Source organism: Acinetobacter sp. YH12233 (assembly GCF_013417725.1).
In the GTDB taxonomy this organism is placed as follows: Bacteria; Pseudomonadota; Gammaproteobacteria; order Pseudomonadales; family Moraxellaceae; genus Acinetobacter.
The window spans coordinates 1-13848 of record NZ_VPDK01000041.1 but is presented as its reverse complement, the minus strand read 5'-3'; the positions used below and the strand labels follow the sequence as shown (position 1 = coordinate 13848).

The 13848-nt window shown below is 43.1% G+C and carries 17 protein-coding genes and 1 pseudogene; 5 read left to right on the top strand and 13 right to left on the bottom strand.

Translation table 11 applies throughout. The annotated features are described in order from the left end of the window. Nucleotides 1-22 precede the first annotated feature (22 nt). From atpD to FTV12_RS13945, 9 genes are all read right to left on the bottom strand, one after another. Complete coding sequence (gene atpD / locus FTV12_RS13985) at nt 23-1417, bottom strand: F0F1 ATP synthase subunit beta (protein ID WP_004780710.1); 1395 nt, start codon at nt 1415-1417, stop codon at nt 23-25. A 30-nt stretch (nt 1418-1447) separates the two neighbouring features. Beyond that, complete coding sequence (atpG, locus tag FTV12_RS13980; protein WP_004780708.1) at nt 1448-2317, bottom strand: F0F1 ATP synthase subunit gamma; 870 nt, start codon at nt 2315-2317, stop codon at nt 1448-1450. 88 nt (nt 2318-2405) lie between these two features. Beyond that, a complete protein-coding gene (gene atpA, locus FTV12_RS13975; protein ID WP_004780707.1) occupies nt 2406-3950 on the bottom strand; it encodes a F0F1 ATP synthase subunit alpha in 1545 nt (514 codons plus the stop codon). A 46-nt stretch (nt 3951-3996) separates the two neighbouring features. Next, on the bottom strand, nt 3997-4533 hold the full coding sequence (locus tag FTV12_RS13970; protein ID WP_004970141.1) for a F0F1 ATP synthase subunit delta: 537 nt from the start codon (nt 4531-4533) through the stop codon (nt 3997-3999). A 14-nt stretch (nt 4534-4547) separates the two neighbouring features. Continuing rightward, the gene (locus FTV12_RS13965) at nt 4548-5018 is read right to left on the bottom strand and encodes a F0F1 ATP synthase subunit B (protein ID WP_004780703.1); all 471 of its coding nucleotides are present in this window, start codon (nt 5016-5018) and stop codon (nt 4548-4550) included. Between the two features lie 39 nt (nt 5019-5057). After that, nucleotides 5058-5303, bottom strand: coding sequence for a F0F1 ATP synthase subunit C (atpE, locus tag FTV12_RS13960; protein WP_000424060.1), 246 nt, complete (start codon nt 5301-5303; stop codon nt 5058-5060). Between the two features lie 82 nt (nt 5304-5385). Further along, entirely contained in the window at nt 5386-6261 is an 876-nt protein-coding gene (gene atpB / locus FTV12_RS13955; protein WP_004780701.1) for a F0F1 ATP synthase subunit A, read from the bottom strand. Between the two features lie 103 nt (nt 6262-6364). After that, nucleotides 6365-6763, bottom strand: coding sequence for an ATP synthase subunit I (locus FTV12_RS13950; RefSeq protein WP_166139355.1), 399 nt, complete (start codon nt 6761-6763; stop codon nt 6365-6367). A 170-nt stretch (nt 6764-6933) separates the two neighbouring features. Beyond that, nucleotides 6934-7773: a metal ABC transporter solute-binding protein, Zn/Mn family gene (locus FTV12_RS13945; protein ID WP_159124347.1), complete on the bottom strand. Its 840-nt coding sequence runs from the start codon at nt 7771-7773 to the stop codon at nt 6934-6936. Between the two features lie 145 nt (nt 7774-7918). Here FTV12_RS13945 and FTV12_RS13940 point away from each other — a divergent pair, with 145 nt between their 5' ends. The 4 genes from FTV12_RS13940 to FTV12_RS13925 are packed head-to-tail and all read left to right on the top strand — an operon-like array spanning nt 7919 to nt 10458. Then, the gene (locus FTV12_RS13940) at nt 7919-8416 is read left to right on the top strand and encodes a transcriptional repressor (protein WP_180034225.1); all 498 of its coding nucleotides are present in this window, start codon (nt 7919-7921) and stop codon (nt 8414-8416) included. Beyond that, nucleotides 8398-9180, top strand: coding sequence for a zinc ABC transporter ATP-binding protein ZnuC (gene znuC / locus FTV12_RS13935; protein WP_180034224.1), 783 nt, complete (start codon nt 8398-8400; stop codon nt 9178-9180). Before FTV12_RS13940 ends, znuC begins: the two co-directional genes overlap by 19 nt. Nucleotides 9181-9183: 3 nt before the next feature. Further along, on the top strand, nt 9184-9984 hold the full coding sequence (znuB, locus tag FTV12_RS13930) for a zinc ABC transporter permease subunit ZnuB (protein ID WP_180034223.1): 801 nt from the start codon (nt 9184-9186) through the stop codon (nt 9982-9984). 3 nt (nt 9985-9987) lie between these two features. Beyond that, the gene (locus tag FTV12_RS13925) at nt 9988-10458 is read left to right on the top strand and encodes a DUF523 domain-containing protein (protein WP_180034222.1); all 471 of its coding nucleotides are present in this window, start codon (nt 9988-9990) and stop codon (nt 10456-10458) included. 39 nt (nt 10459-10497) lie between these two features. Here FTV12_RS13925 and FTV12_RS13920 read toward each other — a convergent pair whose 3' ends face one another. Beyond that, nucleotides 10498-11118 (bottom strand): LysE family transporter, encoded by a 621-nt coding sequence (locus FTV12_RS13920; RefSeq protein WP_125279444.1) that lies wholly within the window; start codon nt 11116-11118, stop codon nt 10498-10500. A 160-nt stretch (nt 11119-11278) separates the two neighbouring features. Here FTV12_RS13920 and FTV12_RS13915 point away from each other — a divergent pair, with 160 nt between their 5' ends. Next, on the top strand, nt 11279-12199 hold the full coding sequence (locus tag FTV12_RS13915; RefSeq protein ID WP_180034221.1) for a Dyp-type peroxidase: 921 nt from the start codon (nt 11279-11281) through the stop codon (nt 12197-12199). 42 nt (nt 12200-12241) lie between these two features. Here FTV12_RS13915 and FTV12_RS13910 read toward each other — a convergent pair whose 3' ends face one another. From FTV12_RS13910 to FTV12_RS13900, 3 genes and pseudogenes are all read right to left on the bottom strand, one after another. Continuing rightward, nucleotides 12242-13108 carry a hypothetical protein gene (locus FTV12_RS13910; RefSeq protein WP_180034220.1) on the bottom strand — a complete coding sequence of 289 codons (867 nt, stop codon included), beginning with the start codon at nt 13106-13108 and terminating at the stop codon, nt 12242-12244. Nucleotides 13109-13117: 9 nt separating this feature from the next. Continuing rightward, nucleotides 13118-13582, bottom strand: coding sequence for a hypothetical protein (locus FTV12_RS13905; protein WP_257220896.1), 465 nt, complete (start codon nt 13580-13582; stop codon nt 13118-13120). Nucleotides 13583-13729: 147 nt separating this feature from the next. Further along, nucleotides 13730-13848: pseudogene (locus FTV12_RS13900) on the bottom strand (IS30 family transposase); the annotation flags it as partial.

Here is a 13848-nt window from a genome sequence, read left to right as displayed (position 1 = left end):
ATCTCCTAAATTAGGGAACTAATTAAAGTTTCTCAGCTTTAGCAATCACTTCGTCAATACCACCAACCATGTAGAACGCTTGTTCTGGGATGTGATCGTATTCACCAGCTAGAAGACCTTTAAAGCCACGAATCGTTTCTTTAAGCGGTACAAGTTTACCAGGAGCACCAGTAAACACTTCAGCTACGTGGAACGGTTGAGAGAAGAAACGTTGGATCTTACGTGCACGGTATACAGTAAGTTTGTCTTCTTCTGACAATTCGTCCATACCAAGAATTGCGATAATGTCTTTCAATTCTTTATAACGTTGAAGAACGTTTTGAACTGAACGAGCGATTTCGTAATGCTCAGTACCAACTACAAGTGGATCTAGCTGACGTGAAGTAGAGTCAAGTGGATCAATCGCAGGGTAAATACCTTGAGAAGCGATGTCACGGCTCAATACAACAGTTGCGTCCAAGTGAGCGAACGTAGTTGCAGGCGATGGATCTGTTAAGTCATCGGCAGGTACGTATACCGCTTGGATTGACGTAATAGAACCAGACTTAGTAGATGTAATACGTTCTTGAAGAACACCCATCTCTTCTGCAAGAGTCGGTTGGTAACCTACTGCAGATGGCATACGGCCTAGAAGTGCTGATACTTCAGTACCCGCTAGTGTATAACGATAGATGTTGTCGACGAACAATAGTACGTCACGGCCTTTACCGTTTTCGTCTTTTTGATCACGGAAGTACTCAGCCATAGTCAAACCAGTCAACGCTACGCGTAAACGGTTACCTGGTGGCTCGTTCATCTGACCGTAGACCATTGCTACTTTGTCAAGAACGTTAGAGTCTTTCATTTCGTGATAGAAGTCATTACCTTCACGAGTACGTTCACCAACACCAGCAAACACAGATAAACCTGAGTGCGCTTTCGCGATGTTGTTGATCAACTCCATCATGTTTACAGTTTTACCAACACCGGCACCACCGAACAGACCAACTTTACCACCTTTCGCGAACGGGCATAGTAAGTCGATGACTTTAATACCAGTTTCTAGAAGGTCAGTAGAAGCCGCTTGTTCTGCATAAGAAGGCGCTTGACGGTGAATTGGTAAACGCTCTTCAGTCGCAACAGGACCAGCTTCGTCGATCGGGCGACCAAGAACGTCCATGATACGGCCAAGAGTCGCTGTACCTACTGGTACAGAGATCGGAGCGTTAGTGTTAGTTACGTTCAAACCACGCTTAAGGCCTTCAGTAGAACCCATTGCAATAGTACGAACTACGCCATCACCAAGTTGTTGCTGAACTTCTAATGTAGTTTCAGTACCGTCAACTTGGAGAGCGTCATAGATCTTAGGAACGCTGTTACGTTCAAACTCGACGTCGATAACCGCGCCGATGATCTGAATGATACGACCGCTACTCATTGCTGTCTCCTCAATTCAAACTAATATATGTTAAACGGCAGCGGCACCACCAACGATCTCAGAAATTTCCTGAGTAATCGCGGCTTGACGCAGCTTGTTATAAATAAGTTGCAGGTTCTTGATCAATTCACCCGCGTTATCAGTTGCAGCTTTCATTGCAACCATACGAGCAGACTGCTCACACGCGATGTTTTCGATCACACCTTGATACACCACAGACTCGATGTAACGAACCAACAAGCCATTTAAAAGCTCTTCAGCTTCAGGCTCGTAGATGTAATCCCAACCGTATTGACGGTTAAGCGTCTTGTCTTCTTCAGCAGCTGCCAAAGGAACAAGCTGTTCGATCTTTTGGTTTTGAGTCATGGCGTTGACAAAGCCGTTAGAAACCAGATAAATACGATCTAATTCGCCTTTATCATAAGCGTCTAACATCACCTGTACAGAACCAGATAACTGTTCAAGACTTGGAGTGTCGCCCACTTGAGTGGTCGCACCAAGCACTTTACCGCCGTAGTTTTTAAAAAACGAAACCGCTTTTTGACCAATCAAAGCAAATTGAACTTCAATTGACTGCTCTTGTTGCTGTTGAACGTGTTTTACCACTTTCTTGAACAGGTTAATGTTCAAACCACCAGCAAGGCCACGATCTGAAGACACAATGATATAGCCAACGCGCTTAACAGGACGTTCAACCATATAACGGTGTTTATATTCAGGATTCGCTTGTACCAAATGAGCAATTACACGGTGCATATTTTCGGCATACGGACGGCCTTGTGCCATGCGCTCTTGCGCACGACGCATCTTAGAAGCTGCTACCATCTGCATCGCGCGAGTAATTTTCTGCGTGCTTTTGATACTAGCTACTTTGGCGCGAATTTCTTTTAAATTTGCCATACGCTTAACCTAGTATTCGAAGGCCCTTACGAGCCCTCGAAGGTTGATTCCGTGAACCAAACCAACACCAATCTAGCAAGTTGCTAAATTAGTAAGTTTGAGTCGCTTTGAATTTTTCAATACCAGCTTTGAATTCAGCTTCGATATCTTTATCCCAAGCACCAGTCTCGTCAATTTTTTGCATTAACGCAGCGTGTTCTGAACGGAAGTAAGCAATTAACGCAGCGTCAAAGTCTACGATTTTCTTCACTTCTACGTCAGCCATGTAGCCTTCGTTAGATGCATAAACTGATACAGCTTGGTCAGCGATTGAGTATGGAGCATATTGTTTTTGCTTCATAAGCTCAGTTACGCGTTGACCGTGTTCAAGCTGTTTACGAGTTGCTTCGTCAAGGTCAGAAGCGAACTGAGCAAACGCTGCCAATTCACGGTACTGTGCAAGTGCAGTACGGATACCACCAGACAATTTCTTGATGACTTTAGTCTGCGCAGAACCACCAACACGAGATACAGAGATACCCGCGTTCACAGCAGGACGGATACCCGCGTTGAACAATGATGTTTCAAGGAAGATCTGACCGTCAGTAATCGAAATTACGTTGGTTGGTACGAATGCAGATACGTCACCTGCTTGAGTTTCAATAATCGGCAATGCAGTTAATGAACCAGTTTGGCCTTTAACTTCACCGTTAGTGAATTTCTCAACGTAGTCAGCAGATACACGAGAAGCACGTTCAAGTAGACGTGAATGTAGATAGAACACGTCACCTGGATAAGCTTCACGACCTGGTGGACGACGAAGAAGCAATGAAATTTGACGGTAAGCAACAGCTTGTTTAGACAAGTCATCATAGATGATCAGAGCGTCTTCACCGCGGTCACGGAAGTATTCACCCATTGTACAGCCAGAGTATGGAGCCAAGAACAGCATTGCTGCTGGATCGGCTGCAGCTGCTGCTACAACAGTTGTATACGCCATAGCGCCAGTTTCTTCCAGCTTACGTACTACGTTTGCAATAGTTGATTGTTTTTGACCAACTGCAACGTAGATACATTTAATGCCAGAGTTTTTCTGAGCGATGATCGCGTCGATCGCCATAGCTGTTTTACCAGTCTGACGGTCACCAATGATCAACTCACGTTGACCACGGCCTACTGGGATCATTGTATCTACTGATTTATAACCAGTTTGTACAGGTTGATCCACTGATTGACGCCAAATTACGCCTGGTGCTACTTTTTCAACAGCATCAGAAAGTTTTGCATCAATAGGGCCTTTACCATCAATCGGGTTACCCAAAGCGTCTACGACACGACCAAGAAGTTCAGGACCAACCGGAACTTCTAATACACGACCTGTACAACGAGCTTTTTGACCTTCTTGAAGGCTTAAGTAGTTACCTAAAACAACGACGCCCACTGAATCCTGTTCTAGGTTCAGTGCCATACCGTATAAGCCGCCGTCGAATTCGATCATTTCACCGTACATTGCATCAGCAAGGCCGTGAATGCGCACAATACCGTCGGATACCATAACAATGGTACCTTCGTTTTTAGCGGTCGCGCTGGTGTCCAGATCGCCGATACGCTGTTTAATGAGCGCACTGATCTCGGATGGATTCAGTTGTTGCATTGCGCTATACCTCAATCTTTTTAAAGTTCAGTCTTCTTATATGCAATTAAGCTAGAAGACGAGTACGCATTTTTTCAAGCTTATTAAGCGCAGAATCATCTATCACTTGGTCGCCTGCACGAATAACCACACCCGCAATTAACGCTGGGTTCACTTCTACAGAAACATTTACTGCCGCAGCGAAACGTTTTTCTAACGCTTGAGCAAGAATTTGTTCTTGTACAGAAGTCAATGGGAATGCTGATTCAATCACAACATCCACAGTATTGTTATTCTGTGATTTGAGCTGTTCGTATTCTGCTTGAATTTCAGGAAGCAAAGCCAAACGGTTGTTTTCAGCAAGCAATGTCAAAAAGTTTGACACTGCTGCAGTTTGGTCTTCACCTAAAACTTTGGCAAAAATACTCACCTGCTCAGCAGGCGTAAGCTCAGGGCGATTTAAGTAAGCTGAAAATGCTTCGTCTTGCACCGCAGCACTGAGCAAGTTAAGTGCTGTTGACCAATTGTCAGTTGCACCTTGCTCAGAAGCGTAAGCAAATGCTGCTTTAGCGTATGGGCGTGCCAACGTCAAGAGTTCAGCCATAATCTGCCTCTCTCTTAAAGTTTAGCAGCCAGCTGAGTCAGCATGGCATTGTGAGCTTCTGCGTCAACTTGCTGGCTAAGAATTTTCTCAGCACCAGCAACTGCAAGAGCAGCCACTTGTTGACGTAATTCTTCGCGAGCAGCATTGATTTCAGTATCAACAGCTTCTTTAGCTTGTTGACGAATACGCTCACCTTCAGCTGACGCTTGAGTACGAGCTTCTTCGACCAATTGCGCTGCACGACGGTTCGCTTGTTCGATCAATTGAGCCGCTTGTGCTTTTGCCGCATCCAGTTCAGCTTTCACTTGTGCTTGCGCATCTGCAAGGTCAGCCTTCGCTTTTTCAGCAGCGTTTAAGCCATCAGCGATTTTACGCTGACGTTCACTAATCGCATTGATTAGTGGTGGCCATACAAACTTCATGCAGAATGCGACGAAAATCGCAAACGCAATCGCTTGGCCAAACAATGTGAGGTTGATATTCATTGCAAATTCCTCAAATAGTGAATTTCGGAATTAAGCTGATTAACCTACAAATGGATTAGCGAAGATGAAGAACAAGCCAATACCAACACCGATCATAGGCACAGCATCAAGAAGACCCGCGATTAAGAACATACGAGTTTGAAGTTGTGGAGCCAATTCTGGTTGACGAGCTACAGCTTCAAGGAAACGGCCGCCTAGAAGACCAAAACCAATCGCAGTACCTAAAGCACCGAAAGCGATCAAGATAGCAGATGCAATTGCAACTAGACCTAAAGTGAGTTCCATGATAATTCCTCAGAGGTTAGGTTTATACCAAATTAAGTTAAAAAATTGTGCCCAACCATCCCGTGACAGTTAGGCAATACCATTAATGCTTTTCGCTTGCCATGCTCAAGTATACGATAGTCAGCATCATGAAAATGAATGCTTGTAGCGTAATAACAAGAATGTGGAAGATCGCCCAAGGCACAGATAACGCCCACTGGATCCAGAACGGTAATAACGCGATAAGAATGAAGATTAACTCACCCGCATACATGTTACCGAATAGTCGTAGAGCCAATGAAACTGGACGTGCAAGGAAGGTTACCAATTCCAGAATCAAGTTCACTGGAATAAGGATCGCTTTTGCAACTGGGTTACTTGGGTTAAATGGGTTAAGTGCTAGTTCACCAACGAAGCCGCCAACACCTTTTTCACGGATGCTGTAGAACAAGATAAGTGCAAATACAGACAATGACATACCAAGGGTAATGTTAGGGTCAGTAGATGGAACGATCTTGAAGTATACGTGGTGTGGATCAATACCAAACAGGCCACCAATCACGTGTTGAGCGACATAAGGAATCCAGTCAACCGGGATAAGGTCCATCAAGTTCATGAGGAAAATCCACACGAAGATGGTTAGCGCTAGTGGAGCGATCAAACGCGATTTACCATGGAAGGTATCGCGTACACTTGAGTCAACAAACTCGATAATCATTTCGATTGCAGACTGGAACTTGGTAGGAACACCAGAGTTTGCAGCTTTCGCTACGAGCCAGAATAACAAGCAGAAAATGATACCAAGGCCGATTGACCAACCCATTGAATCCAAGTGAATAGCAGTGAACCCCATCTGTTGAGCTTCAGCACCGTTCTCGGCCAATTTCCATGTACCGTCTGGCATTTTGCCATAGGTCATATTGGTCAAGTGATGCTTGATATACTCGGTCGAAGTAAGGGCATGTTCTTCAGCAGCCATAAATCACACCTGGTCAATGTCAAAAAACTATAGAACAAACGAATATCGCGTGCTGCTTGATATCTCGCCTGCTCCTAAAAAACTTTTCAATTTTTTGTTGTGTTTAAACTCGTTTTTGTAGACGTGACACCCAAAAAGGAGCGACCCACGACATGGCTTGAACGAGCATAAAACCACAAAACAACGCAACCGGGGATAACGGCTTGACATTGCTTAAAATTAAAATGAAACCAACAATCACAATTGCAAACTTGCCCATCAAGCCTTTATACATGTTCGAAAGAACCTGCTTAGATGCCCGGGCTCCTGCCGCTCGAAATGATTGCCATGAAAAATAACAACTCGCAAGCCAGCAGACGAACGCCCCCAAAGCGGCACTCAAGGCTACGGTTGAGTCTTTCACGACCCAGCCAATCAAGGCTGAAACAGGAATCATTAATGCTTGTAAGAGGACTAAAGCTTTCGCTAATCGTCGGTCAATCAAGCGACTAGTTCGGCTCATTATTTATTCACTCACAGCAAGCATGCTTGACAAGTTTAGCTGATGATTATTTTTAATCGCAGGCATTATAGAGTTACACCCCTGAACATGCAATCTTTTCCCGACCTTAGTCGTGTTTTTTTCAACAGATCAAATGCTGGCAAACTAATCAAAACTTGATTATTTTTAAATCATTGATGGGCATTTAACACACATTTACGGGTTTGCTCGGCCAATTTCTGCCAGGCCTGGATAAAGTCCCCTGCCCCACTCATACTTTCATCGACACTCTGGAACACAATCGGTTTCAGTTTTCGGTACTGATTTTCACCAGCATGTGCTTCTGCCAGTAGACACATTTTGCTCTGCACACGACTGTCTTGCAGATACTTGATCTGCGCCACGGTTGGTGAGACATGCGGATCATCAGTCAAAGCCCCCATGAACTTCAGGTTCAATGGGCGTTCCAGATATTGATAGGCATCATGGTAGGACCAATAAGGTTGAGCTTTACTTGTAGAACTATAACGCTGTGCAGTCAAAAACATGGTTTGGGCAAAGTCACGCGCATTTTTCCAATAGACCTCCCGATGCTCAGGCAGCTGCTGAGAACGTAAGGCTGCAATGAAGAAACCGATGCGCACTGCATTGTTGGGATCGAGCCAGACATGGGTATCGACGGTATCTTTTAAGGCTTGCCCACGTGGATTACGCATTGGCAAAGTGGTCAGAATACCCGAATCTAAAATCGCGATACTTTTATTGTTATTGTTCAACACTTTTGCCAACGGTGCTTCATGTGCCTGCCCCAACCAGATCACCAGGCCGGCATCCTGAATCGTTTTACGGTGTGCCGGGGTGAGGCTGACATCATGACCGCTTTGATTGGCCAGTAATAAAGTCGGCTGTTCCACGCCTTGAGTAATGGTCTTGGCAATCAGATAAATCGGCTGCGTTGAAACCACCAGACTTTGCGACCAGCTAAGGGTACTGAACAAAGCCAAGCTACACAGGGCAAGGAAACGGAACATGAAGAGAAATCGCTATATAAGAACAAATTTGATATTGTTATAATATAACAAAATTACAAAAATACCTATGCCCAATCGAAACTCTGGGCGCTTCATGTTAAGATTTGAAATCTTTTAATTTTCAGTTTCGCACCTGAGGTGAACTATGGGTTCATGTTCGCACGAACACCACAATGCATTGCACGGCGTACACGACCATCCAAATGTCGCGCAACGTCTGGCCGAAGCAGAGAGTCTTTGTGCGGCAAGTGGCGCACGCCTCACTCCTTTACGCAAAGAGGTACTGGAACTGATTCTGAATGCAAGCGGCCCGATGGGTGCGTATGACCTGCTGGCACAAATAAAAAATGCCAGCGACCGTCCCGCTGCCCCACCAACGGTGTACCGTACACTCGACTTTTTATTAGAAAAAGGCTTTATTCACCGCCTGACCTCTATTAATGCCTATATTCCCTGCTGCCATCCGCGTGAAGGCCATCAGGCGGCATTCTTGATTTGTACTGAATGTAAAGCAGTCAAAGAAGCATCTGCACAAGGTTTATTAGAACAACTGGATGCCTTGGCGGCTTCAGACGATTTTAGTGCACACCACAGCATTATCGAAATTTCAGGAATCTGTCAGCAGTGTCGCAACAAAGCTTGAATGCATCTCCCTTGATCCAGCTTTCCAAGATCTGGGTCAATATTGATGATCGTGACATTTTAAAGGCCATTGATTTCTCTTTGCAGGAGAAAGAGATTGTTACGCTGATTGGTCCGAACGGTGCCGGTAAGTCGACCTTAATAAAGGTCATGCTTGGGATCGTCAAACCGAAATCCGGTGAAATCAAAACGGCGCGCAAGCTAAAATTCTCTTATGTGCCACAGAAATTCAATCCTTCACATAGTCTGCCACTACGGGTTAAAGATCTGCTGGCACTAGAAAAATGCCCTTCAGCTATTAAAGCTGAAATCATTCGGGATACTGGCATTGCCAAGCTGGAAAATTCCAAAGTTCAACAGCTTTCTGGCGGTGAACGTCAACGTGTTCTGCTAGCACGTGCATTATTACGTCAGCCGGATATTCTGGTACTGGATGAACCGATGCAGGGACTGGATATTCAATCCGAAGCTGAACTGTATGAATATGTGCGCAGCCTGCCAGAAAAATATGGTTGTGCCATTTTAATGGTCTCACATGACCTGCAATGGGTAATGCAAGGCACGCATCGCGTGGTATGTCTCAACAAACATATCTGCTGTAGCGGTCTACCAGAAAGTGTGCAGCAGCATCCAGAATATCAGGCCATTTTTGGTACCAATCGGGTGTTCTACCAGCATCATCATGACCATTGTGCGCATGGTGATTCAGCCACACCATACCAGCACGATTCACGCCCTCACATTCACCCCGAGCCGGAAGCTTAAGCCATGATGGATTGGTTATCTCTCCTATTACCTGCATGGATTATGGGAACACTCTTGGTGTTCCTGACCGCACCACTCGGCTGTCTGATGCTGTGGCGTCGTATGTCTTTCTTTGCAGATACGATGGCACATGGTACTTTGCTCGGTGTTGCAATTGCTGGTGCGATGAGCCTGCCACTCTGGATGGGGGTCAGCTTTATTGCAGTCTTATTGGTCGCTGTACTTTGGGTACTGTATGACCCGCGTTTGCCGAATGATGCATTGTTGGCACTCTGCTCCGCCACCCTGCTCTGTTCAGGTTTATTATTCATTCAGCATTTACCGAGTTTAAGACCGGAACTGCTTAGCTATTTATTTGGTGATTTACTCACTATTTCATGGATAGATCTTCCTACTTTTGCCGTTGTAATTATCTTGGCATTGGCCGTTCTGTATAAAAGCTGGCAGGCGCAAATCCAAATTGCGATTGATCCTGATATGGCGATCAGTGAAGGCGTAAATGCAAAACTGCAACGTCTGATCTTTATGCTGTTATTGGCACTGTTTACTGTTCTAGCATTGCGTGCGGTCGGTTCTCTTTTGATGGGCGCATTGCTGGTGATTCCAGCACTCACTGCTCGACTACTGGCAAATTCTCCTCGTCAAATGGTGATCTGGGCTTTTGTGATTGCACAAATTGGTGTGACAGTCGGGCTCTGGTCAAGTGCAGGTCTGAATACGTCAACAGGTCTGACCATTGTGCTGACCATGTCAGGGTTGTTTGCCGTTATTTTTATCCTACAGAAGTTTAAAAAACTGGCTTAAGACATGGCAGGTAAATTTTATCTAATTAGTGCCTGCTTGCTCGGACACAAGGTTCGTTATGATGGTCGCGACTGTCTGGTAAAAGAGTTGGTCGATTATTTATTGCCGGATCAATATGTCACGATTTGCCCTGAAGTCAGTAGTGGTTTGCCTATCCCCCGACCCGCAGCAGAGATTCAAGGCGGCACAGGATTAGAGGTTCTTAAAGGTTTAGCTCAAGTAACAGATATTCAAGGAAGGGATGTATCTACTGCTTTTATACAGGGAGCATATGCCGCTTTAGATCTTGCCCAAAGATTTCAAGCGACACATGCCATCCTCAAAGCCCATAGCCCTTCTTGTAGCAGCAAGCTGATTTATGATGGTTCATTTACTGGAAATAAAATTCAAGGTGATGGGGTCACAGCAGCATTACTTAAACAGCATGGTATGGAGGTCATGACTGAAGATGAATTTTTACAGATGATTCTTTAAGAGATCGTTGAATTCCCTCTCCTGTAAGAAGAGGTTCTCCTACTGATGCACTAGACTCAATAAAAATGCGGCTCCAGCGAACAAGCTGGCAAAAGTTCGATTCATGACTTTCTGCTGTTTTGGCGATTTCAGAAGACGCAGAACCTTGGCAGCCAGACCGGTATAGCCTGCCATCACGATCAGATCAATCGTTACCATAGTCGCGGCCATAATCACATATTGAATCCATTGCGGTTTAGATAAGTCCAGAAATTGCGGCAATACTGCCAGCAAAAATACAATCGCTTTGGGATTACTCATATTGACCAGAAAACCGTGGATGACGAGTTTCCCAGCTGATTTTCGTGCGAGTTCATGTTTAATTTCAATCGACTGCGCTGGCGCTTTCCACTGCAAAAAAGCCAGATACAATAAATAGGCAACCCCAAACCATTTCACTGCAAGAAATGCCCAAGGTGTAGTCGCAAACAATACCCCTGCCCCGGCAGCCACAATGGCAATTTGAACCAATAGGGCGAGTTGCAGGCCGAGCGCATTCCAGTATCCATGTCGAAAGCCATAATTCAGTCCGCTCGACATTGAAGCAATAGCACCCGCACCTGGGGAAATACTGATCACCCAACAGGCTAACATATAAGCAAACCAGACTTGATAGGACATAGAGATTTAACTCATTCAAATTCAGGATCTAATTATATGACTTTTCCAATATTTTCAGCCAAAAAAATTGCTTAAACATCAGACTGCATACTATTCACTCTATAGCGCTTCAGGCACAATAGCAGGATTGGATACAGAAAATTTATTACAGGAGCCATGAATGACAGCCCAATCTGTAATTTTGCCATTACCTTCAGATCATGCTCGCTTTATTGTTTTACGTCTGAAAAATCTCAGTATCGAAGATTTTAAGGAACGATTAAAACAGCTATTTACGACACGCGATCGCCTGATTACCCAACATCCGAATGCGCAAATTAAAACGGCTGTCGCTTTTGGTCCTGAACTCTGGTCAAAATTGTATGAACAGGCACCTGCTGGTTTTAAACAATTAGAGCCAATTCAAGGTTCATTTAATATGCCTGTGGTTCCCGCTGATGTACTGATTCATATTGCCAGTGCGCGTGCTGATATCTGTTTCGCCTTGAGTCAGTCTTTCTTTGAAGGTATTCGCGATCAGGTTGAAGTACTAGATGAGCGTGTTTGCTTCCGTTACTTTGATGGCCGTGATATTACCGGTTTCATCGATGGGACTGAAAATCCGCAATTCCCGGATGATCGAGCTGAAGTGGCTTTACTGGGTGAAGATGCTGGCATTTTCCAAGACGGTTCATTCATTTTTGCGCAGCGTTATGCCCATAACCTGGATAAATGGAAAAAACTCAAAGTCGATGCTCAAGAACAAGTGATGGGTCGTACCAAACTTGAATCGATTGAACTCGATGATGAGGTAAAACCTGCCAATGCACATATCGCTCGTACTGTCGTTGAAGATGAGGGAGGCGAGGAAATGGAAATTCTACGTCACTCTCTGCCTTATGGAGATGGTCGTGGTGACCAAGGTCTATTCTTCATTGCTTATACCAAAGACCTGAAAATCATTGATGCCATGTTAGTGCGCATGTTTGGTACATCAGGCGATGGGATCCATGACCGCTTGCTACACTTCGTGACTCCAATGGATGGTGCGTATTACTTTGCACCGAGTGAGGAGTTGTTGGAAGAGATTTTGGAAGGGTAAAGTGAAAAGCCGATGAAAGTCGGCTTTTTAAATCAATTATTCTTAGAATGAGAATTCTTTTTTATTATTTCCTTCAAAATATTTTATATTCAAATTATTATCAATCTCTACATTCTTTCCTGCATATATATATTTTTCTGAAATTAAGTTAAAATCTTTAACTTTCATAATCCTTAAATTGGCCCCTTCTTCATCAAAAAACGGAGATACTATTAAAAAGAAATCTTTTTCTCCTTTCAAGAGCACACTCATTCCATCTTGAGGATTAATAAAGTTATACTTATTCAACATTGTTTGCGAAGATATCAATCTTAACCCATTACACTTATTTAATTTAATATTATTTATACATTTAAAATGAATATCGGATGAATAGGGCAATTTAGAAAATTCTTTATTATTTAAATTCAAATCCTCTATTTTACTTATACGACCTTTTTCAAAATTATAACATTCATCTTCAATATTAATATTATTATTTTTTAAAAAACAGGTAGTTCCTGATAAACAAATTTTATTACCCTTCTTATTGTATTTTATAATAGCAGGTTCATTATAAATCTCCCTTAACTTACCATCAACAAAATTACCTACCATCTGAGGAACAGGAATTACTTTTTTCCCTAACGGGTCTAATATAACTATCAGCTTAACAACTCTACTTTCACCTACACCTAAATCTCTATTATGATTTAAGATTAATAACACTTTATCATTTGAAAAATTAGGTAAATCTTTAATATGCTTATTATAAACCTCAAGCTTATCTTTCGAACAAAAATCAATATTTCCACCTTCAAAATAACATTTTGAGACATTATCTGAAGTTATCAATATATTTTCTTTGGGGTATGTACAACTCGAAAATCCTAAAATAGAAAGAAATAATAAAATTAATTTGAACTGCATTTTTAAAACCTATTTATTTGAATGATAAGTATGTATTTTCTCAAATATAACTTTAACTTTCTCAGTAGAATGTTTATTTGCTTTATTTGTTCTAGATTCATGGTAACCAATATTACCATCAGAAATAACCCCATATTTATTCTTTTTTCCCTTTGGTAAAGCAATTGAAGCCCACTCTTTAGAAGCATCAACCATAGCCTGTTCTACAGTTTTATTTCCATTAATAATCAGGTTATAGATAGATGAACGACCTCTTAATAAATGTTCCTTAAAGACTCTTTCTTGCATATCATGATCATACAACTCATTACCAGTCAAATTTAGTCTTGCTTTAGCTGCCGCTAGAGTAGAAGGAATCGTTTGATATTTCCCCGTTGCAAATCTTCTTCTATTATCATCCCATTTATATTTTTTCGCAGCCTCTAAAAGCTCATCAATAGTTTTCCCAGTAATTGTACCTGGCAAGTCATTCATTTTCCCATATTTGACCCTTTTCCCTTCAGGAGCTCCCGCATTCCAAGCTTCATAGCTACCTTCACCACTAGCAATTGCGTCCCCTAACTCTTTTACAAGATCATCAATAATTTGGTCTGTTATTTTAGAAATAGTAGAAGGGCGAATTCAAACATGAGGTGCGACAGTTTCAAAAGCCTTATGATAATCAACAAGCTGAGCAAATTTCTCTAATGGTGTAAGCCAATCTAACGCTTTTCTAGGACGAGTATTCAGTGACATGGCGA